This is a genomic window from Streptomyces sp. NPDC002793 (assembly GCF_040295485.1).
Lineage (GTDB): Bacteria > Actinomycetota > Actinomycetes > Streptomycetales > Streptomycetaceae > Streptomyces.
This window is the reverse complement of sequence record NZ_JBEOVL010000010.1, coordinates 62,258-81,924: the sequence shown is the minus strand read 5'-3', so window position 1 is coordinate 81,924 and position 19,667 is coordinate 62,258. Positions and strand designations below refer to the sequence as shown.

Annotated in this window: 20 protein-coding genes; 6 read left to right on the top strand and 14 right to left on the bottom strand. The window is 70.4% G+C overall.

From position 1 onward, the window contains the following. Positions 1–28: 28 nt before the first annotated feature. Positions 29–1,771, bottom strand: a complete 1,743-nt coding sequence (locus tag ABT001_RS12205; protein ID WP_351275762.1) for a pyruvate dehydrogenase — start codon at positions 1,769–1,771, stop codon at positions 29–31. Between the two features lie 60 nt (positions 1,772–1,831). Then, the gene (locus tag ABT001_RS12200; RefSeq protein ID WP_351275760.1) at positions 1,832–3,172 is read right to left on the bottom strand and encodes a protein phosphatase 2C domain-containing protein; all 1,341 of its coding nucleotides are present in this window, start codon (positions 3,170–3,172) and stop codon (positions 1,832–1,834) included. Between the two features lie 301 nt (positions 3,173–3,473). Between ABT001_RS12200 and ABT001_RS12195 the strand changes: the two genes are divergently transcribed. After that, the gene (locus ABT001_RS12195; RefSeq protein WP_351275758.1) at positions 3,474–4,460 is read left to right on the top strand and encodes a helix-turn-helix domain-containing protein; all 987 of its coding nucleotides are present in this window, start codon (positions 3,474–3,476) and stop codon (positions 4,458–4,460) included. A gap of 74 nt (positions 4,461–4,534) precedes the next feature. Further along, positions 4,535–5,017: a DUF456 domain-containing protein gene (locus tag ABT001_RS12190; protein ID WP_351275756.1), complete on the top strand. Its 483-nt coding sequence runs from the start codon at positions 4,535–4,537 to the stop codon at positions 5,015–5,017. Between the two features lie 55 nt (positions 5,018–5,072). On the opposite strand, the gene rsgA is transcribed toward ABT001_RS12190, so the two are convergent. Next, positions 5,073–6,227 carry a ribosome small subunit-dependent GTPase A gene (rsgA, locus tag ABT001_RS12185; RefSeq protein ID WP_351275754.1) on the bottom strand — a complete coding sequence of 385 codons (1,155 nt, stop codon included), beginning with the start codon at positions 6,225–6,227 and terminating at the stop codon, positions 5,073–5,075. A 317-nt stretch (positions 6,228–6,544) separates the two neighbouring features. Here rsgA and ABT001_RS12180 point away from each other — a divergent pair, with 317 nt between their 5' ends. After that, complete coding sequence (locus ABT001_RS12180; RefSeq protein ID WP_351275752.1) at positions 6,545–7,045, top strand: DUF5949 family protein; 501 nt, start codon at positions 6,545–6,547, stop codon at positions 7,043–7,045. A 134-nt stretch (positions 7,046–7,179) separates the two neighbouring features. Here the strand turns inward: ABT001_RS12180 and ABT001_RS12175 are convergent, their stop codons facing one another. The 6 genes from ABT001_RS12175 to ABT001_RS12150 form a co-directional block, all read right to left on the bottom strand. Beyond that, on the bottom strand, positions 7,180–7,587 hold the full coding sequence (locus ABT001_RS12175) for a rodlin (RefSeq protein ID WP_351275750.1): 408 nt from the start codon (positions 7,585–7,587) through the stop codon (positions 7,180–7,182). Between the two features lie 98 nt (positions 7,588–7,685). Continuing rightward, a complete protein-coding gene (locus tag ABT001_RS12170) occupies positions 7,686–7,859 on the bottom strand; it encodes a hypothetical protein (protein WP_351275748.1) in 174 nt (57 codons plus the stop codon). 252 nt (positions 7,860–8,111) lie between these two features. Continuing rightward, on the bottom strand, positions 8,112–8,522 hold the full coding sequence (locus ABT001_RS12165) for a rodlin (RefSeq protein ID WP_351275746.1): 411 nt from the start codon (positions 8,520–8,522) through the stop codon (positions 8,112–8,114). Between the two features lie 106 nt (positions 8,523–8,628). After that, entirely contained in the window at positions 8,629–8,928 is a 300-nt protein-coding gene (locus ABT001_RS12160; protein ID WP_351275745.1) for a hypothetical protein, read from the bottom strand. Positions 8,929–9,100: 172 nt separating this feature from the next. Then, positions 9,101–9,334: a chaplin gene (locus tag ABT001_RS12155; RefSeq protein ID WP_502967457.1), complete on the bottom strand. Its 234-nt coding sequence runs from the start codon at positions 9,332–9,334 to the stop codon at positions 9,101–9,103. 227 nt (positions 9,335–9,561) lie between these two features. After that, positions 9,562–9,963 carry a rodlin gene (locus ABT001_RS12150; RefSeq protein ID WP_351275743.1) on the bottom strand — a complete coding sequence of 134 codons (402 nt, stop codon included), beginning with the start codon at positions 9,961–9,963 and terminating at the stop codon, positions 9,562–9,564. A gap of 276 nt (positions 9,964–10,239) precedes the next feature. Between ABT001_RS12150 and ABT001_RS12145 the strand changes: the two genes are divergently transcribed. After that, on the top strand, positions 10,240–10,995 hold the full coding sequence (locus ABT001_RS12145) for a chaplin (protein WP_351275741.1): 756 nt from the start codon (positions 10,240–10,242) through the stop codon (positions 10,993–10,995). Positions 10,996–11,073: 78 nt separating this feature from the next. Here ABT001_RS12145 and ABT001_RS12140 read toward each other — a convergent pair whose 3' ends face one another. From ABT001_RS12140 to ABT001_RS12120, 5 genes are all read right to left on the bottom strand, one after another. Continuing rightward, positions 11,074–12,009, bottom strand: coding sequence for a dihydrodipicolinate synthase family protein (locus tag ABT001_RS12140; RefSeq protein ID WP_351275739.1), 936 nt, complete (start codon positions 12,007–12,009; stop codon positions 11,074–11,076). Further along, positions 12,006–13,013 carry an oligopeptide/dipeptide ABC transporter ATP-binding protein gene (locus ABT001_RS12135; protein WP_351275737.1) on the bottom strand — a complete coding sequence of 336 codons (1,008 nt, stop codon included), beginning with the start codon at positions 13,011–13,013 and terminating at the stop codon, positions 12,006–12,008. Before ABT001_RS12135 ends, ABT001_RS12140 begins: the two co-directional genes overlap by 4 nt. Then, positions 13,010–14,977, bottom strand: coding sequence for a dipeptide/oligopeptide/nickel ABC transporter permease/ATP-binding protein (locus tag ABT001_RS12130; RefSeq protein ID WP_351275735.1), 1,968 nt, complete (start codon positions 14,975–14,977; stop codon positions 13,010–13,012). Before ABT001_RS12130 ends, ABT001_RS12135 begins: the two co-directional genes overlap by 4 nt. 1 nt (position 14,978) lies before the next feature. Then, a complete protein-coding gene (locus ABT001_RS12125) occupies positions 14,979–15,929 on the bottom strand; it encodes an ABC transporter permease (protein ID WP_351275733.1) in 951 nt (316 codons plus the stop codon). Between the two features lie 70 nt (positions 15,930–15,999). Beyond that, positions 16,000–17,595, bottom strand: coding sequence for an ABC transporter substrate-binding protein (locus tag ABT001_RS12120; protein WP_351275731.1), 1,596 nt, complete (start codon positions 17,593–17,595; stop codon positions 16,000–16,002). A gap of 167 nt (positions 17,596–17,762) precedes the next feature. Between ABT001_RS12120 and ABT001_RS12115 the strand changes: the two genes are divergently transcribed. Both ABT001_RS12115 and ABT001_RS12110 read left to right on the top strand, forming a co-directional pair. Then, positions 17,763–18,494 carry a FadR/GntR family transcriptional regulator gene (locus tag ABT001_RS12115; RefSeq protein ID WP_351275729.1) on the top strand — a complete coding sequence of 244 codons (732 nt, stop codon included), beginning with the start codon at positions 17,763–17,765 and terminating at the stop codon, positions 18,492–18,494. 159 nt (positions 18,495–18,653) lie between these two features. Continuing rightward, positions 18,654–19,658 carry an acetylxylan esterase gene (locus ABT001_RS12110; protein WP_351275727.1) on the top strand — a complete coding sequence of 335 codons (1,005 nt, stop codon included), beginning with the start codon at positions 18,654–18,656 and terminating at the stop codon, positions 19,656–19,658. Positions 19,659–19,667: the final 9 nt, after the last annotated feature.

Below are 19,667 nucleotides of genomic sequence, written 5' to 3'. Positions count from 1 at the left end.
CTTCGGCCCCCACCCGCCGAGGCCCCGCTCAGAGCCTCGGCACGTTGCGGAGGTTGGAGCGCGCCATCTGGAGCATCCTGCCCACCCCGCCGTCCAGGACGATCTTGCTGGCGGAGAGGGCGAAGCCGGTGACCATGTCGGCGCTGATCTTCGGCGGGATGGAGAGTGCGTTCGGGTCGGTGACCACGTCCACGAGCGCCGGCCCCTTGTGCCTGAAGGCGTCCTTGAGCGCGCCCGCCAACTGCTTGGGCTTCTCCACCCGTACTCCGTAGGCTCCGGCGGCCCGTGCGATCGCCGCGAAGTCGGGGTTCTCGTTGGTCGTGCCGAACGAAGGCAGTCCCGCCACCAGCATCTCCAGCTCGACCATGCCGAGCGAGGAGTTGTTGAACAGGACGACCTTCACCGGCAGGTTGTACTGGACGAGCGTGAGGAAGTCACCCATCAGCATGGTGAACCCGCCGTCGCCGGACATCGACACGACCTGCCGGTTCCGGTCGGTGAACTGGGCGCCGATCGCCTGCGGCAGCGCGTTCGCCATCGAGCCGTGGCTGAAGGAGCCGATCACCCTGCGCTTGCCGTTGGGTGTGAGATAGCGGGCCGCCCACACGTTGCACATGCCGGTGTCGACGGTGAACACGGCGTCGTCGTCCGCGAGGTCGTCGAGGACCGACGCGACGTACTCGGGATGGATCGGGACGTGCTTGTCGACCTTCCGCGTGTACGCCTTGACCACGCCTTCGAGCGCGTCGGCGTGCTTCTTCAGCATCCGGTCGAGGAACTTGCGGTCGGTCTTGACCTTCACCCGCGGTGTCAGTGCACGCAGCGTCTCGCGCACATCGCCCCAGACCGCCAGGTCGAGCTTGGACCGCCGGCCCAGGTGCTCGGGGCGCACATCGACCTGGACGATCTTCACGTCGGTCGGCAGGAATGCGTTGTACGGGAAGTCGGTGCCCAGCAGGATCAGCAGGTCGCACTCGTTGGTGGCCTCGTAGGCGGCGCCGTAGCCGAGCAGTCCGCTCATGCCCACGTCGTACGGGTTGTCGTACTGGATCCACTCCTTGCCGCGCAGCGCGTGACCGACCGGGGCCTTCACCCGCTCGGCGAACTCCATGACCTCGGCGTGCGCGCCGGCCGTTCCGCTCCCGCAGAACAGCGTCACCCGTTTGGCCTTGTCGATCATCCGGCACAGCTTGTCGATCTCCTCGTCGCCGGGCTTCACCGACGGCCGGGAAGTGACGAGGGCGTGCTCGATCGACTTCTCCGGGGCCGGCTGCGAGGCGATGTCGCCAGGCATGGACACCACACTGACACCGCCCCGGCCGATGGCGTGCTGGATCGCCGTCTGGAGCAGCCGCGGCATCTGCTGCGGGTTGGAGATCATCTCGTTGTAGTGGCTGCACTCCTGGAAGAGCAGCTCCGGATGGGTCTCCTGGAAGTAGCCGAGGCCGATCTCGCTCGACGGGATGTGCGAGGCGAGTGCGAGCACCGGGGCCATGGAGCGGTGGGCGTCGTACAGGCCGTTGATGAGGTGGAGATTGCCCGGCCCGCACGACCCTGCGCAGGCGGCGAGGGTGCCGGTGATCTGGGCCTCGGCGCCGGCCGCGAACGCGGCGGTCTCCTCGTGCCTGACCTGGACCCACTCGATGGCGGCGTTACGCCGGATGGCGTCGACCACGGGGTTCAGACTGTCGCCGACGACGCCGTACAGCCGCTTGACCCCCGCCCGCACGAGGATGTCGACGAACTGTTCCGACACGTTCTGCTTGGCCATGGGTGCGCACCCTCTCTGCCTCCGGCTGTCCGTGGGTCCATCAACCCACGGCGCGCCCGGTTACGCCTCCCAGACCGCGGCGCCCGTACGGTCGTCGGCGTACCCCTTGGTCCTGAGCTGGGTGTCGGCCAGGAAGGCGGGCAGGCCGGGTGGGCCGTCCGCGGACCAGCGCCGCGCCAGCTCATCGGCGAGCGCCGGCTCACCGCGCATCGGTTCGGCCAGGCCGTTTCCGCAGAGCAGCAGCGTGTCGCCGGGCCTGGCGACGGAGGCGCGGAAGCGGAAGGGCTCGGCGGGCGGTGGCGGCGGGCCTCCGGCGTACGGGGACGGGACCGTGGTGATCTGCAGGTCCATCGTCAGCCGGTCCCCGCCGGGTCCTGCTTCGGGCACCGCGGCGCCGGTCGCGGGGAGCACGGGATCGAGGTCCTGCCAGGCTCCGTCGCGGAGGCGGAAGAGGCCGCCCGGCCCGATGCCGAAGAAGACCCGGGTGCGGCACTCCGGGTCGGCGGACAGCAGCAGACACCGCAGGCCGGCGTGGTACGCGGACGGTTCGAGGCCGAGTTCGACGGCACGGGCGCGCAGCTTGCCGTAGGTGCGGTCGGTGAGGCGGTGCAGTCCCGACCTCAGGTCGTCCCTGCGTCCCGCTCTTATGTCGTCGGAGAGCCGGGCGTGACTGCGGGCGACCGATCCGCCGATCCAGCGACAGGCGTCGGCGGCCGCCGGACCGGCCCGTTCCGCGCCCCTGTCGCCGCCGGCCACGGCGACCAGGACGAGGGCACTGTCCCCCGTACCGAAGCGCGCGGTGAGCAGGGCGTCACGGCGGGGCTCACCGCGGAAGCGCGCCGAGTCCCCGCGCACGGACGCGGCCCGCAGCGTGAACGTCCCGTAGCGGGCGCCGTCCAGGACCGTGTCGGGGACGAGGTCGTCGAGGTCGTCGGGGCCTGACGCGGGCAGCGCGGCGGGCTCGGCGTCGTAGGTGGGGGGCCGGTCCCCGACGTGGCCGGGGGCGGGGCGCGCCGACGGCTCCGGCACGGCGGGTGGCGGTGCGGCGAAGGTCTGCGGCCCGGAGGGCCCGGCAGGGGCCTCCCAGGGGGCTCGCCCGCGCACGACGGTGCGCGGAAGATCCGGCTCCGGGGCGACGGGCGGTGCCTCCGGCGCGGGCACGGTCGGCGGATCCGCTCCCGGAGACCGCGGGTCGGGCAGCGGCACCGCCGTGACCGGGTGGTCCACGTGGTCCGGCGGCCGGGGCGTGTCCGCGCCGCCCACGGCATCCGACGCCGAGTCGAAGCGGTCGTCGAGACTGTCGGCCGCGCTGCTCGGCCCGGTGTCCGGCGCGGTCTCGTCGTACAGCCTGCGCCACCACTCGTCCTCGTGGGCGGCGGGCTTCTCCCCCTGCTGGCTCATGCCCATAGTGTCGACCGCTCGGGGCGTACGAAAACGGCTCATGCGGAAATGAGGCCCGGAAGTGGCATCGCGAAAAGACCCGCCGGACGTCCCCACCCCCCACGGGAAGGTCGTCCGGCGGGCCGGTCTGTGTTCAGCCCACCGCCCGTGAGGCGGTTGTTGCTGCGGTGGCGCCAGATTGTCAGAGGAACGGGTGCTACGGGGCATGATGGGCCCGGCGGGTTTACGCCGTGGCCGTTTCCCGCCACGGCGCGTCCCGTCCGATGAGCGCGGAAACGCACCGATCCGGGGAGGGCCGAGGATGCTGTCAGCGATAGGTCTCGACGAGAGACAGGAAGCGGTCTACCGCGCGATGGTCGCGGCGGGCGCCGCGGAACTCCCCGATCTCGCGCGCCGGCTGGCGATGCCGGAGGCGGAGACCGAGCGCGCTCTGCGTGCCCTGGAACAGCAGGGGCTCGTGGCCCAGTCGTCGTCGCGGACGGAACGTTGGGTCGCGGCGCCGCCCGGGGTCGCCCTGGGCGCGCTGCTGACCCAGCAACGCCATGAGCTCGAACAGGCGGAGCTGACGTCCGCCCTCCTCGCCGAGGAGTACCGGGCGGAGGCCGCCGAACCCGCGGTGCACGACCTGGTCGAGGTGGTGACGGGTGCGAGTGCGGTGGCCCACCGGTTCCACCAGCTGCAGCTGGGTGCCACGTCGGAGGTCTGCGCGCTGGTCACGGGGAAGCCCATCGCGGTGACCGGGATGGAGAACGAGTCCGAGGAACGGGCGACGATGCGGGGTGTGTCCTACCGCGTGGTCGTCGAGCGGGACGTCCTCTCGCTGCCGTCCGGGATCGTGGAGCTGGCGGCGGCGCTGGGCCGCGACGAGCAGTGCCGGGTGGTGGACCGGGTGCCGACGAAGCTGGTGCTCGCCGACTCCGCGCTGGCCATGGTGCCGCTGACCGGCCGTGGGGCCGAACCGGCCGCCCTGGTGATCCACGCCAGCGGGCTGCTGGAGTCGCTGATGGGCCTCTTCGAGGCCGTGTGGCGCGACGCGATGCCGCTGCGGCTCGGCGCGAGCGGGATCCGGGAGGAGAACGGTCCGGGTGCGGATCCCACCGACCTGGAGATCCTCTCGCTTCTGCTGGCCGGTCTGACGGACGCGAGTGTCGCAAAACAGCTGGACCTGGGGCTACGGACGGTGCAGCGACGGGTGAAGGGACTCATGGAGCTGACCGGGGTCTCCACCCGGCTGCAGCTCGGCTGGCACGCGTACGAACGCGGCTGGGTGGCCCGCGCCCCGCGCTGACCGCCCCGCGGCCTCGGCCGCTCACGGGCCCCCGCTGGCGCGCGGGACCCGGCGCGCTCCGGCACGCTGGTCGAATGAGTGCATGGCAGCTCGTTGCCGTCGGGGCGGTGATGCTGCTCGGCCTGATCGGCGTACTGGTGCCGGGCGTGCCCGGGCAGGCGATCGTCTGGGCCGCGGTGCTCTGGTGGGCGCTCACGGACCCGACTCCGGTCGCCTGGGGCGTGTTGATCGGCGCGACGTGCCTGCTGCTGCTGAACCAGGCGTTGAAGGTGCTGCTGCCCTCGCGGCGACCCCACGAGACGGGGGCGCCGCGCAGGACGCTGATGGCCGGGGGGATCGCCGCCATCGCCGGCTTCTTCCTGATCCCCGTGGCCGGCGGGATCCTGGGATACGTCGGCGCCGTCTACGGCGCCGAGCGCCTGCGCCTCGGCAGCGGGGCGGCGGGCCGGGCGTCCCTCAGGTCCGTGATGCGGGCGACGGGGTACTCGGTGCTCCTGGAGCTCTTCTGCTGCCTTCTGGCGGTGGGTGCGTGGCTGGGCGCCGTCCTCTGGGGCTGATGACCGCGGGGCGTCCGGACGGCTTCCGTCGTCAGGACGCCCCGGGCCGTTCCCGTCAACGCACCCTGCCCCGCTTCATCACCATGGCGGCACGGCCCTCCGCGCTCCTGCGCTTCCATTCGCGCAGGGTCTCGGTGCGCAGCCGGGCGTCCGTCTTCGCCGCGATGCGGTGGTTCTCCCGGAGCAGCTTGCGGTAGCTGTCGAGACGCCGCTCGGGCAGTGACCCGTCCTCGATCGCGCCGAGCACCGCGCAGCCGGGCTCGGCCTCGTGGGCGCAGTCGTGGAAGCGGCACTGCCGCGCCAGGTCCTCGATCTCCGAGAAGACCTGGCCGACGCCGGTCCCCGCGTCCCAGAGACCGACGCCCCGCAGCCCGGGGGTGTCGATCAGGACACCCCCGGCCGGCAGCACGAGGAGATTGCGCGTCGTGGTGGTGTGACGGCCCTTGCCGTCCACCTCCCGCGCCGCCTGTACGTGCATCACGTCCTCGCCGAGCAGGGCGTTGGCGAGCGTCGACTTGCCGGCGCCGGAGGTTCCGAGCAGCACGCTCGTACCGCCGGTGACGATCGCACCGAACACGTCGACGCCCTCCCCCGTGGCCGAGCTGACGGGAAGCACCTGCACCCCGGGGGCGATGCCCTCGATGTCCGTGACGAGGTGGGACAGTGTCGTGGCGTCCGGGACGAGGTCGGCCTTGGTGAGCAGCACGAGCGGATGCGCCTCGTACCCCGCGGAGCGGGCCCCGTCGTCGAGCAGGGCGGCGCCGTCGGTGCTGGACATGGCCAGTGCCAGGAACCGTTCCAGTCGTCCGAGGTCCAGCTCGACGGCGAGCGACACACAGATGACGATGTGGTCGATGTTGGTGGCGAGCACCTGTCCTTCGGAGCGCTGCGAGGACGTCGAGCGTACGAAGGCGGTGCGACGGGGCAGAAGGGTACGGACGAACCGCGGGTCGCCGTCGGGGTCGACGGCCACCCAGTCGCCGGTGCAGACGATCCGCATCGGGTCACGGGGCACCACGAAGGCGGTGTCCGCCCTGAGGGTGCCGTCCGACGTGACCACGTCGCACCGGCCGCGGTCCACCCGCACCACGCGTCCCGGCAGGAGTCCCTGCTCGGCGTACGGGGCGAAGGTGTCGGCCCATGCGTCGTCCCAGCCGTACGGGGCCAGAGGGTGCGACGGGGTGGAGGCCTGAGAGATGGAGAAAGACAAGGGAAACCCTTCACAAGGGCGGCCCCGGCAACGCGCGTTCAGGCGCGGAGGGAAAGGTCAGGATCAGCCGGCGGCCACGGGGGTGGGAACGATGCGCTTCGGGTCGTGGGCAGTGCCCACCGCAACGACAGTCATCAATGTCCTCACCTCCTGATTCCTTGAACTGCGCACACCGTAGCCCGGGGAGGCCCGGGGTCGTCAACAGGTTTTCCGGGTGGGGGCCTCCTCCGGCGCATTGTGGGGAGTTGGCAGAGATATTCCCCGATCAGGTGATACGCGTGCACAAGGACCGGTCTCGGGCCGTTAGTGTGCCGGACATGACCTCATCCACATCCGCCACCACCCCTTTCTCACCCGCCCAGTTGGGCACCCAGATCCTGATCGGCTGGAGCGGGTCCGACCCCGCGACAGGGCGGGGGACCGCCTTCCTGCTCACCTATTCGCTCGGCGACGGGACGGACGGCCCGGAGACCGGCGAGAGGGCCATGCGCACGGCCCTGGAGCGCAGTGGCCTGCGGGTGGGAGGCGAGACGCTGGACGTCTCGGACCTGCCGAACCATCCGGTGAAGCTGCTCGTGCAGGCCGGGCAGGCCGTCCTGACGCTGCCTCACTTCAAGGCGCAGCACACCATGCCGCAGGAGTGGCTGGCCGTGGCCCGTTCGGAGGGCAGGGTGCACGGGATGTTCGCGACACGTCCGTGGCCCGCGGCCGTGCCCGGGCAGCCGGTCGGCGAGGAACTGCTGCGGTCCTTCGTGTGCGACCCCGAGGTCATCGGGACCTCCGCCCACTGCCTCATGCCGGTACGCAGCCTGGGCTGACCGCCCCAGCACTCCCGCACACACGGCGATGCCCACCACCCCCCGTGGAGTGGTGGGCATCGCCGCATCCGGCCGCACAGCCGAATGCGGGCGGTCCGCAGGCGTTGCGCCCCGGCCGCCCGCACTCAGTGGTGTCAGTTGTTGCCGACGCCGTTGCCCGAGAGCACCGGGATGTCGCTCAGGATGTGCGACAGCGGCTCGTCACCCTTGGCCTGGGTGGAGTTGTCCGCGCACTGCTGGTTCTGCGGGTTGGACAGGACGTTGACGTCCTGGACCGTGATCGGGATGAGCCCGATCAGCGAACCGACGTTGGCCTTGACCGGGAGCGCGATGCAGGGCTTGTTGAGCGAGCCCTGCACGAGGCTGAGCTGCGGGCTCTGGTCGCCCTTGGTCTCGCTGTTGCCGAACTCGGACTCGGCGCCGTTGCCGTTGACCGTGGTGGTGCCGTGGTCGTTGCCGATCGCCATGGCCGAGGGGGCCGCAGCGGCGGAAAGACCGATCAGGGACACAGCCACAGCGGCGCCGGCCATCATCTTCTTCATTACGCTTCACCTTTCGGAGCGTCCCGTTGTGGAACGTACTGTTAACCACGAGCGGAGTGTTTGGTTCCGCTACACCACTCGAACGGGTTGGATGCGCTTCACGGTCGACGTGGCCGCTGCCTGCGGCCGGCCTCCACGCGGGCGGCGGGGACGAAAACACCCTCCCGGCCTCGCGCGGACCGCCATTCGGCGAGCAGCCGGTCGTAGATGGGCGTGGAGCTCTCCGGCGACCGGTCGCCGCCGGGCGCGTGATGACTGTCGTACGGATCCATGAAACGCACCTACCCGGCCCGTTGCGCCGCCTCGGCCTCGACTGCGGCAACCGGCCCAATTCCCGCACTATCGGGCTACCCGACGTGCAGACCGGGAGTGGACGGACGTGTGGGGCCGGCCCATCCGAGCGCCGACCGGAAGTCGGTCGCGACACGGACGGAACGGCCCCACACGTCTTCACCGGCTACGTCGAGGCGGGAGGTGGTGCCCCTGGCCGGAACGGGCCTAGGGGCAGCCGGGATCGCTCGGGGTCAGTTGTTGCCCGCACCGTTGGCCGAGAGGATCGGGATGTCGTTCAGGATGTGCGACAGCGCCTCGTCCCCCTTGGCCTGGGTGGAGTTCTCGGTGCACTGCTGGTTCTGCGGCGAGGACAGGACGTTGATGTCCTGGACCGTGATCGGGATGAGCCCGATCAGCGAACCGAGGTTGGCCTTCGCCGGCAGGGCGATGCAGGGCTTGTTGAACGAACCCTGGATGAGGCCGATCTGCGGGCTCATGTCACCGTGCGTGCTGCTGTTGCCGTAGTACTGGTCGGCGCCGTTGCCGTTGACCGTCGTCGTGCCGTGGTCGTTGCCGACCGCCATGGCCGAGGGGGCGGCAGCGGCGGAAACGCCTGCGACGGAGGCGGCGACTGCCGCGGACGCCAGAATCTTCTTCATCATGAACGTGCCCTTCTGAATTTCTCTGTTGCCCGCCTGTCCGGAGCATTCTGTACAACTCCCCCAGACGGTTTCGGTTGCGCCATATCACTCGAACGATTTCCCCGGATCAGCCGCCGATCGAGAGCCCGCCCAGGAGCGGCCCCGCCGCCTCGGCGACACCGGTGACCGCGTCCGCCGACTTGGCGACCGTGCCGTCCTCCCGCACCTTCTCCGCCGTGTGGCCCACCGCGTCCACCACGGGATTCACCACCTGGTCGGGGACGGTCGGCAGGGTGGAGGACAGCTGGTTGACACCCGTGGTGAGGCTGATCCGAGGAGCCGTGGGGGTGGCGGCGAAGGCGGGAGCGGCCGCCCCGAGAGCGGCCACGGATCCTGCGACGAGGGCGACGGTCTTGGCGTACTTCACTTTCTCAATTCCCTTCTCCGGCGGCATTCGCCGCCTTTGCAGGGACAACGATCGAACGGTGCGCGGGGAAACTGTGCGCACGGCATTTCCCGTGCACAGCGAGAAGGCCCCGGAGCGGTAACCGCGCTCCGGGGCCTTCTCATGCCGAGCCGTCGGCTCGGCCGGCGAAAGATCAGCCGTTGATGCAGGTGTTGCCGAACGCCGGGTTGAGCAGACCGATCACGTTGATCGTGTTGCCGCAGACGTTCACCGGGATGTGGATCGGAACCTGCACGACGTTGCCGGACAGGACACCCGGGGAGTGGGCGGCAACGGCCTCGGCGCCGGAGTCGGCCATGGCCGGAGCAGCGGCGCCCAGCGCCATGAGGGTTCCGGCGGCGACGGCGGCAACCTTGGTGTACTTCACTTTCGTCCCTTTCTGCAGCGGAGTCTTCGACGGACACGTCTTTCGTGCCGCACGAGCGCCTGTCGGAACGCGCTCGTGACTCCGGAGCTGTAATCCGTAACGATTGACGGGCGCCATCGAAACGCTATGGGAGCCGTTTCCCGGAAAGCCGCCCGAATGCCGCAGGCCCGGACCGCACGATGGAGGAGTGTCGGCGGCCCGGACCGGTCGTTGCGGCCCGGTCAGGGTCAGCTGTTGCCGGCACCGTTGCCGGAGAGAACCGGAATGTCCGACAGGATGTGCGACAGCGCCTCGTCACCCTTGGCCTGGGTGGAGTTGTCCGTGCACTGCTGGTTCTGCGGCGAGGACAGGACGTTGACGTCCTGGACCGTGATCGGGATGAGCCCGATCAGCGAACCGACGTTGGCCTTGACCGGGAGCGCGACACAGGGCTTGTTCAGCGAGCCCTGGACCAGGCTGAGCTGCGGGCTCTGGTCGCCCTTGGTCGCGCTGTTGCCGAACGCGGACTCGGCACCGTTGCCGTTGATCGACGTGGTGCCGGTGTCGTCACCGATCGCCATGGCGCTGGTCGCCGAGAGACCGAGGATGGAGGCGGCGACGGCGCCCGTAGCCAGAACCTTCTTGATCACGATGAACCCTTCTCGTACCGAGTGCCCCGCGGCGGAGCGCCCTGATCAACTCACCGCCGGGCGTTTGGTTCCTCCGGTTCGGCGGCGTTCACCCGAATGCCGGAACTCCACCCTTGGGCGAACATCCGTACGTGACCCTTTCGGGTGGTTACAGAATTTCCACCGATCTCCAAGTTTCCCCCGTAACCGTCGCGTCGTTAGGAAGTCGTCCGCGTCGATGGAATGACCGCCATCAGGGTCACCGCCCACGCGAATTTCACCGGAGAAGGGCATGTAATGCGACAGGTTCTGAATAAAAGCATGATCGTCATGGCGGCGGCGTCGGGCATCCTGACGGCCGCCGGCGGTTACGCGCACGCCGACGCCTCGGCCGACGGTGTCGCCGCGAACTCGCCGGGCGTCGGCTCGGGCAACGCCGTACAGGTGCCGGTGCACGTCCCGGTCAACCTCTGTGGCAACACCGTCGATGTGATCGCACTGCTGAACCCGGCCTTCGGCAACGCCTGCGCGAACGTCAGCTCGGGTGACGAGCACGGCGACGCGTACGGTGACGAGCACGGCGACGCGTACGGCGAAGGCCACGGCCAGCAGTCCTCCGGCGCCAGTGCCGACGGCAAGGCCGTCGGCTCGCCCGGCGTCCTGTCCGGCAATCTGGGCCAGGTGCCGGTGGACGTCCCGGTGAACGCCTGCGGCAACAGCATCAATGTCGTCGGCCTGCTCAACCCCACGGGCGGCAACACCTGCGCCAACGAGAGCGGCTACGAGCACGAGGTTCCGCCGGTCGACCCGCCGGTGGTGGAGCCCCCCACGGAGGAGCCCCCGACCGTCGTGCCGCCCACCTCGAAGCCGCCGGTGGAGCCGCCGGTCACCGAGCCTCCCGCCCAGGAGCCCCCGGCCGACAGCCCGAACACGCCTGACACGCAGCTGGCCCAGACCGGTGCGGGCGAGATCGGCATGGCCGTCGGAGCCAGCGCGGCGCTGCTGCTGGGTGGCGCGGTGCTCATGCGCCGCACCCGCGGTTCTCGCAACTAGTTCCGTGCACACGGCCACGGGCCGCCCTCCAGCATCAGCGCTGAGGGGCGGCCCGTGGTCGTGGTGCAGAGGGGTGCCTCAGGCGCGGGACAGTCCGGCCCGGTCCAGGTACGCGGCGATCACGTGCGTCTCCTCCGCGTCCAGACGGCGCATCGGCGGACTCATCACGTTGGTCGCGATGATCCCGCGCAGCATCAGAGCGGTCTTGAACGCCCCCAGCCCGGCCGCCGTCGCCGAGGCGGTACCGGGTGCGGCGGCCCCCACGATGTCGAACAGCGCTACGAGACGGTCCTGTTCGGCCTTGGCTGTCGCCCAGTCACCGCGTACGGCCGCCTCGTGCAGGCGTACGTAACCGTGCGGGTCCACGTTGCCCAGGCCGGGCACGGAGCCGTGGGCGCCGCTCAGCATCATCGCGTCGACCACCAGCTCGTGTCCGGTCAGCACGGCGAAGCCCGGCAGGTCCCTGGCCCCGAGGGCCAGCCGGCGGAAGGATCCGTCGTCCCCACTGGAGTCCTTCACCCCCGCGAGCACTCCGACCGCCGCGAGCGGCAGCAGGAGTTCCGGGTCCAGCTTGCTGTGCACGCAGACCGGTACGTCGTACGCGAGGAGCGGCAGCTCCACGGCCGCGGCGATGTCCCGGAAATGGCGGTCGATCTCCGTGGCATGGGTGCGTGTGTAGAAGGGCGCGGTGGCCACGACCGCGTCGGCGCCGAGTGCGGCCGCCGCACGTGCCCGCTCGATCGCCCGGTTGGTGGTGGTCTCGATGGCACCGACGAGGACCGGTACCCGGCCCGCCGCCGTCGCGGTGATCACCTTGATGACCTCGTCCTGCTGACTCGGGGTCAGGTAGGCCGTCTCGCCGGAGCTGCCGAGGGCGAAGAGGCCGCTGACACCTCCGTCGAGGAGATGGCCGACGACCCGCTCCAGGGAGGCCCGGTCGAGCTCACCGTCCGCTGTGAGCGGGGTGACGACGGGCGGGATCACTCCGGAGTAGGGGGTGCCGGTGGTGGTCATGCGGTGCTCCTTGCGGGCGGTACGGGGGTCCGGTCCCCGGCGGGGGAGACGGAGGTCTGGGGGTGGACGCAGTGCCAGCGGTGCCCGCCGGGCCCGGAGGTCTCCGCGGGGAACGCCGTGGAGCACTCCGCGTCCGCCTTCCAGCAGCGGGTGCTGAAGGGACAGCCGGGCGGGGGGTTGGTGGCGGAGGGCACCGGGCCGGTGAGCACGATGCGCTGGGTCGCCTCCAGCAGGCTGGGCGTCGCGGAGAGCAGCGCCTCGGTGTACGGGTGCCCGGGTGCGCCCGCCACCTCGGCGGCCCGGCCCTCCTCGACGATGCGGCCGAGGTAGAGGACGGCGATGCGGTCGGCGAGGTAACGAACGGTCTGGATGTCGTGCGAGATGAACACCATGCCGAGGCCCAGGCGTTCACGCAGGTCGACGAGGAGGTTGAGTACCTGGGCGCGCACGGAGACGTCGAGCGCGGAGGTCGGTTCGTCGGCGACGATCAGTTCCGGTTCGAGGGCGAGGGCCCGGGCGATGGCCACACGCTGACGCTGCCCGCCGGAGAGCTGTCCGGGCAGTGCGGCGAGTGTGTGTCCGGGCAGCCCGACCAGGTCGAGCAGTTCCTCGACCCGGGCCTCCCGCGCCTCGCGGGTGCCGCGCCGGTGGACGTCGAGCGGGTCGAGGAGGATCTGGCGGACGGTGAGGCGCGGGTTGAGCGCGGTGGAGGGGTCCTGGAAGACGACTCCGACGGCCGCGCCGAAGTCGTCCCGCCGCTCGGCGGCCGACATCTCCCACAGGTCGCGCCCGTGGAAGAGGACCTCACCCTCGGTGGGCTTCTGCAGACCGGTCAGCACCCGGGCGAGCGTGGACTTGCCACAGCCCGACTCCCCCACCAGACCCACGATCTCGCCGCGTTCGACCCGCAGGGTCGCGTCCGTCAGCGCGTGGACGGCATCGCGGCTGAAGAGGCCTCCGCTGCGTGCCTTGTGGCGTACGTGGACGCCGTTGAGCTCGATCACAGGGCGCTCCCTTCCAGCTTCTCGGCTCCGGCCGGGTGGTGGCAGGCGGAGCCGTGGTCCTCCGCGGTGCCGCGTGCGGTGAGCGCGGGGGTCGTGGTGCGGCAGAGTTGGGTCGCCGCACCGCAGCGTCCCGCGAAGCGGCAGCCCTGGCCGAAGCCCTGGGGGGCGGGGACGACTCCGCGGATCTGGTGGAGCCGGTCCGCGCCGGCTTCCAGGGAGACGACGGAGCCGAGGAGGCCCCGGCTGTAGTGGTGGGCGGGGTCGGTGAGGACGGCTCGTGTGTCGCCGATCTCGGCGAGGCGTCCGGCGTACATGACGGCGACCCGGTGCGCGAGGTCGCCGACCAGGGCGAGGTCGTGGGAGACCAGCACCATGGCGAAGCCGAGTTCGTCGCGCAGCCTGATCAGGAGCTCGACGACCTGGGCCTGGACGGTGACGTCGAGGGCGGTGGTCGGTTCGTCCGCGATCAGGAGGCGGGGGCTGCGGGACAGGGCCATGGCGATGAGGACGCGCTGGCGCTGGCCGCCGGAGAGCTCGTGCGGGTAGCTGCGCAGGGTGCGTTCCGGTGACAGTCCGACGAGTTCGAGGAGTTCGGCGGGTGTCTTGGTGCCTCCGCGTGAGGTCAGCTGCTTCAGCTGGGTGCCGACGAGGACGGAGGGGTTGAGGGAGGAGAGCGCGTCCTGGTAGACCATCGCGATCTCGGGGCCCATCAGCGCCCGGCGTTCCTTGAGGGGAAGCTTCAGCAGATCCCGGCCGCGGTAGAGGATCTCACCGCTGACTTCGGCGTTGCGGGCGAGGAGGCCCATGACGGCGAGGCTGGTGATGGATTTGCCGCACCCGGACTCACCGACCAGGCCGAGGGTCTCGCCCTCGTGGACGGTGAAGTTCAGCTTGTCGACGACGGGGATCTCGCCGTAGCGGTCCGGGAAGCGGATGGCGAGGTCGCGTACGACGAGGAGTTCGCCCGCGTCCTCGGGTACCGGGGTGAGCGCGGGCTCGGTGGCGTCGATGTGCCGGGCGAGCTCGGCCAGCGCGGCGTCGATGTCGACGGTCGAGGCGGCCTCGACGGGGTCCGGGGCCGCGACGGTCCTGGAATCGGCCGAGGGGCGTGCGTTCCTGGGCGCGGCGGAGGCGTCGGTGAGGCCCTCCGACAGGATGTTGAGCGCGAGTACGGTGACCAGCAGGGCCAGGCCGGGGAAGAAGGTGGCCCACCAGCCGCCCGCCAGGAGGATCTGCCGGCCGTAGGCGAGGACGCTGCCCCAGCTGGGGTCGGGGTCCTGCACGCCGGCGCCGATGAAGGAGAGGCTGGCCTCGAAGATGATGGCCTCGGCGACCATGACGGTGGCGAACACCATGACGGGGGCCATGCAGTTGACGGCGACGTGGCGCAGCACGATGTAGCCACGCCGTGCGCCGATGACCTTCTCGGCCGCTACGTAGTCCTCGCCGTACTGCGCGAGGACGTTGGCGCGTACGACGCGGGCGAGCGAGGGGGTGTACACGAAGGCGATGGTGAAGATGATCACCGGGATGCTGGTGCCGAACACGGCGACGAGGACGGCCGCGAGCGCGATCGGCGGGAACGACATCACGATGTCGAGGGTGCGCATGACGGATTCGTCGCCGAGTTTGCGCGAGGTGGCGGCGAGCGAGCCGAGGACGGCTCCGGCGATCAGCGCGACGGCTGTCGCGCCGAGGCCGATGACCAGGGAGTAGCGCGATCCGTGCACCACGCGGGCGAACACGTCGCGTCCCGCCCGGTCGGTGCCGAACCAGTGCTCGCCGCTGGGGGCCTGCACGGGGGTGCCCGTGGTCAGCGGGTCCTGGGTGAGCAGGGGGGCGAGTACGGCGCCGAGGACGACGACGACCAGGACACCGAGGGCGACGCGGGAGGTGACCGGGAGGGCGCGGAAGGCGATGCCCGGTCGGGAGAGCTTCTTGGCCAGACGGCCCGTGGTGAACATGTCACACCGTCCTGATGCGCGGGTTGACCAGCAGATAGAGCAGGTCGACGATGACGTTGACCACCAGGAAAGCGATGGCGATGGTCAGTACGGTGCCCTGGACCAGGGCCACGTCGCCGCCGGTGACACCTTCGAGGATGAGTTTGCCCATGCCGGGCAGGTCGAAGATCGCCTCGATGACGACGGCTCCGCTGAGCAGGTAGCCGACCTTGACGCCGAGCACGGTGAGCGGGGTGACGAGCGCGTTGCGCAGCACCGAGCGGATCACCAGGAAGACCGGCAGGCCGTTGCCCTGGGCGGTACGGACGTAGTCGCGGTCGAGTTCGGCGACCATCGAGGTGCGGACGAGGCGGGCGAGGGACGCCGCGACGGGTACCGCGAGCGAGACGGCGGGCAGGACCATGGTGGTGAGCCAGCCGCTGAACGAGTCCGCGGGGTTGGTGTATCCGCCGGTCGGGAAGATCCGGGTGTTCAGGGCGAACTGCTGGATGAGCAGGACGCCGAGCCAGAACGACGGGACGGCGACACCGGCCATGGACAGGATCCGGAAGAGCTGGTCGGGCCAGCGGTCGCGGTACATGGCGCCCAGTACGCCGCCGACGACGGCCAGGACGACCGCGAGGAGCAGTCCGAGGAAGGTGAGCTGGAGGGTGAGCGGGAAGGCCGCGGTGATCCGGTCGATCACGGGCTGGCTCGGCGGGACGGTCATCCCGAGGTCGAAGTGGAGCAACTGGCCGAGGAAGTCGACGTAGCGCACGGGCAGCGGGTCATTGAGACCGTTGGCCTCGGCGAAGGCCTCCCGGGCCTCCGGGGTGGCGCTCTCCCCGAGCGCGTTGAAGGCCGGGTCGACCGGCGAGAACTGCAACACCACGAAGACCAGCAGCGCGATGCCGAGGATCATCACCGGCATCATCGCGACGCGGCGCAGCGCGAGCCGGAGAAAAGCAACCATCGTCGGGTTCCTTGCGATTGGGCGGACTGCGGTCCGGGCCGCCGGGGAGGGCGGCCCGGACCGGTGGGGGTCAGGCGCGGCCGACGTCCACGAAGGACAGGCCCGTGGTGGGCAGCGGCTCGAAGCCGGGCAGGGCCTTCTCGTTCCAGGCGGTGGGCAGCTTGCGGTGGAGGATCGGGTAGAGCGCGGCCTCTTCGGCGACGAGGTCGGTGATCTGGCCCCACAGCTGCTTGCGCGCGGGCTCGTCGGCGGCCCGGGCGGCCTTGTCGAGGAGCTGCTTGACCTGCTTGTACTCGGCGGTCGTGGCCCAGCCGTAGCGCTTCTCCGGCCAGAAGCCGTAGTAGAACCACCGCATCAGGAGGTCGGCGTCGTTGCCGAAGACGGAGGGGTCGCCGGGTGCGACCAGGACCTCGAAGTCGCCGCTGTCGACCTTGGCGTACTGGGCCGGGGACTGCGCGATGCTCAGGGTGGCCTCGATGCCTGCGGCGGCCCAGCTCTCCTTGAGCAGCGGGGCGATGTCCTTGACCCAGCCGGTGTCGGTGGTCAGGACGGTGAACTCGAGCTTGCCCACGCCCGCTTCGCCGAGCAGCTTCTTGGCCTTGGCCACGTCGTGCGTGTAGACGGTGGCGGCCTGGTGGTAATCGGGGTGCGTCCGGGGGACGTATCCCGTCGCGGCCGCCGCGTTCCCGACCATGGCGGTCTTGATGATCTTCTCGGTGTCCAGCGCGTAGTGCAGCGCCTGGCGGACCCGCTTGTCGGCGAAGCGCTTGTCGGCGGTGTTGAACATCAGGAAGAGGAGGCCGAAGGACTGCACGGACTCGGTCTTCGTGGTGGCGGAGAGCCGCTTCACGTCGATGTACGGGACGTCCTCGATGGCCTGGACGCGGCCGGACTCCATGGCGCTGACGCGGGCCGACTGGTCCGACATCAGGCGCCAGATCATCTTCTCGGCCTTGGCCGGGTGGGGGCCGTTGTACGCGGCGAACTTCTCGAAGACGATCTTGTCCTCGCGGGTGGCCTCGACGAACTTGTAGGGCCCGGAGCCGACCGGCTTGGCGTCGAACCCCTTGACGTCCGCCTCGACCGTCTTCTTCGGCACGATCCGGGCGACGGCGATGCGGGACGGGAAGAGTGCGAAGGCGTGCTTGAGCTTGAACTCGACCGTCTTGGTGTCGACGGCGGTGACGGTGTCGATGAACGGCACGAACTGCGCCATCAGCGAGGCGTTCTTCGGGTCCAGGATGCGTTCGAAGCTGAACACGACGTCATCGGCGGTGACCGGTGACCCGTCGTGGAAGGTCGCACCGTCGCGGAGAGTGGCCCGGTAGGTGGTGGCGTTGATCTTCTTCGGCATCTCGGTGGCGAGCGCGGGGCGGGCCACGAGTGTCGCGGGATCGAGATCCACGAGGCCCTCGAAGATGTGCATGTTGGCGGCGTACGGCGTGGCGCCCGACGTGATCATCGGGTCGAATCCGGTCGACAGCGGGTACGACAGACCGGCCTCGATGGTGCCGCTGCCGTCCCCCTTGCCCGCCGCGCCGTCGGCGGTCGAGGAGGGCCCGCCGCATGCCGAAAGGCCTGCCGTGATCGCGGCGGCCGCGCCGATGGCGCTCGTGTAACGCAGGAAGGTGCGGCGCTCGACGCCGGCTGGCCTCAGCTCGGGCACGGGTCCTCCAAGGGACTTCGATGGCGAAAAGGGTGGAGACGTGCGGTTCCGGTGGCTGTCGGGGTGCCGATGAACCACCAAGCATCAGACGTCAGATGTCTGATGCCTTGATAGCGTGGGAACGTAGCTTGACAATCGAGAGGGGTCAAGAGGTGGGGAGTTCAGATATGTCCGGCACGCGTCCCGGGCGCACCCTGTTGCGACAGGAAGTCGTGGAGGGCATCAAGCGCTACATCCTGGACGAGCGGCTGCGCCCCGGGGACCCTCTGCCGACCGAGCCGGCCCTGTGCGAGGCGCTCGGCGCCAGCCGGTCCAGCGTCCGGGAGGCCGTCAAGATCCTCGCCGCCCTCGACATCGTCGAGGTGCGCCACGGCCACGGGACGTACGTCGGCCGGCTGAGCCTGTCCGCACTGGTGGAGAGCCTCACCTTCCGTGGCCTCCTCTCGCCCGACGACGACTTCCAGGTGATGGCCGACCTCGTCGATGTCCGCGAACTCTTCGAGAGGGGCATGGCCGACCGGATCATCTCCTCGCTCAGCACGGAGCAGCTCGACACCCTGGACGGCCTCGTGGCGACCATGCGTGCCACCGGCGCGGGCGACGGGCACGGCTTCGTCGCGGCGGACCGGTCCTTCCACGCCCTCCTGGTGGCCCCCCTCGGCAACGATCTGATCGGCCAGCTCTCGATGGCCTTCTGGGACGTCTACACGATCGTCGCGCCGCATCTCGACGGATTCACACACGCGGACGAGACGGCGACGGTCGCCGCCCACCAGAACATCGTGGACGCCGCCAGGGCGGGCGATGTCGTCGCCTTCCTCAAGGCCCTCGACGATCACTACGCGCCCGTCAGGCGGCGGATCGCCGAGGCCAGGTCACGCGGGGCGGCCCCGGCCTGACCGAGGAGAGCCCCGGCCTCCCGCCCTCACCCCGGAGGCCGGGCTCCGTGGTCACCACACCCTTGACGTCCGGCCACAAGGCTCCCTAGGGTCCGGTTGCCGACAGGACATCTGACGTCTTCTGTCCTGTCGCTTCCCGTACCCCAGGAGGGCACAGCCATGCCGTCGGCCGATCTCACGCTCGCGGAATGCCTCACCTACCGGCCCGAACTCCCGCTGCCCGACGACTTCGACGCCTTCTGGGCCGACACGCTCGGCGAGGGGCCGCACGACGGCGTCCAGGACGAGCCCCGGTACAAGCAGGTGGACTGCGGGCTGACCCAGGTGCGTACGTACGACGTGAGCGTGCCGGGGTACGGCGGCCGTCCTGTGCGCGGCTGGCTGCACATCCCCACCGGGGCCACCGGACCACTCGGCTGCGTCGTCGAGTTCCTGGGTTACGGGCGCGGCCGGGGGCTGGCACACGAGCAGTTGATGTGGGCCTGCGCCGGATACGCGCACCTGGTCATGGACACCCGGGGCCAGGGCTGGTCCGCGGCGGGCGGCGTCACACCCGACTCCGACCCCGGGGCCGCCGGTGCCGTGCCGGGCTTCCTGACCCGGGGCGTGGAGAGCCCCGGGACCTTCTACTACCGGCGGGTGTTCACCGACGCGGTGCGCTGCGTGGAGGCGATGCGCGAGCACCCCGAGATCGATCCCGCCCGCATCGTGGTGACCGGGTTCAGCCAGGGCGGCGGCATCGCACTGGCCGTGGCCGGGCTCGTACCCGGGCTGGCCGGCGTGATGCCCGACGTCCCGTTCCTCTGCAACATCTCCCGGGCCGCGCGGATCGCCGGCGTGCCGCCCTACACCGAGGTCGCCGCCTACCTCCAGCTCTACCGCGACCGCACCGAGTCGGTGTTCCGCACGCTGTCGTACTTCGACGGGGCGCACCACGCCACCCGGGCGACCGCGCCCGCGCTGTTCTCCATCGCGCTGATGGACGAGATCTGCCCGCCCTCCACCTGCTTCACGGCCTACAACCGTTACGCGGGCCCCAAGGACGTACGCGTCTACGAGTTCAACGGGCACGAGGGCGGCGCCGAGTACCACCGGGCCGAGCAACTGGCCTGGGTCCACTCCTTGTTCGCCGGCCTCCCGACCGGGCAGGCCGCACTCTCCTGACCGGAGGCA

Excerpts from the sequence above, each read along its gene's own strand:
- ABT001_RS12205 (WP_351275762.1), bottom strand. The coding sequence starts at position 1,771 with ATGGCCAAGCAGAACGTGTCGGAACAGTTCGTCGACATCCTCGTGCGG.
- ABT001_RS12200 (WP_351275760.1), bottom strand. The coding sequence starts at position 3,172 with ATGAGCCAGCAGGGGGAGAAGCCCGCCGCCCACGAGGACGAGTGGTGG.
- ABT001_RS12195 (WP_351275758.1), top strand. The coding sequence starts at position 3,474 with ATGCTGTCAGCGATAGGTCTCGACGAGAGACAGGAAGCGGTCTACCGC.
- ABT001_RS12190 (WP_351275756.1), top strand. The coding sequence starts at position 4,535 with ATGAGTGCATGGCAGCTCGTTGCCGTCGGGGCGGTGATGCTGCTCGGC.
- ABT001_RS12180 (WP_351275752.1), top strand. The coding sequence starts at position 6,545 with ATGACCTCATCCACATCCGCCACCACCCCTTTCTCACCCGCCCAGTTG.
- ABT001_RS12175 (WP_351275750.1), bottom strand. The coding sequence starts at position 7,587 with ATGAAGAAGATGATGGCCGGCGCCGCTGTGGCTGTGTCCCTGATCGGT.
- ABT001_RS12170 (WP_351275748.1), bottom strand. The coding sequence starts at position 7,859 with ATGGATCCGTACGACAGTCATCACGCGCCCGGCGGCGACCGGTCGCCG.
- ABT001_RS12165 (WP_351275746.1), bottom strand. The coding sequence starts at position 8,522 with ATGATGAAGAAGATTCTGGCGTCCGCGGCAGTCGCCGCCTCCGTCGCA.
- ABT001_RS12145 (WP_351275741.1), top strand. The coding sequence starts at position 10,240 with ATGCGACAGGTTCTGAATAAAAGCATGATCGTCATGGCGGCGGCGTCG.
- ABT001_RS12140 (WP_351275739.1), bottom strand. The coding sequence starts at position 12,009 with ATGACCACCACCGGCACCCCCTACTCCGGAGTGATCCCGCCCGTCGTC.
- ABT001_RS12130 (WP_351275735.1), bottom strand. The coding sequence starts at position 14,977 with ATGTTCACCACGGGCCGTCTGGCCAAGAAGCTCTCCCGACCGGGCATC.
- ABT001_RS12125 (WP_351275733.1), bottom strand. The coding sequence starts at position 15,929 with ATGGTTGCTTTTCTCCGGCTCGCGCTGCGCCGCGTCGCGATGATGCCG.
- ABT001_RS12115 (WP_351275729.1), top strand. The coding sequence starts at position 17,763 with ATGTCCGGCACGCGTCCCGGGCGCACCCTGTTGCGACAGGAAGTCGTG.
- ABT001_RS12110 (WP_351275727.1), top strand. The coding sequence starts at position 18,654 with ATGCCGTCGGCCGATCTCACGCTCGCGGAATGCCTCACCTACCGGCCC.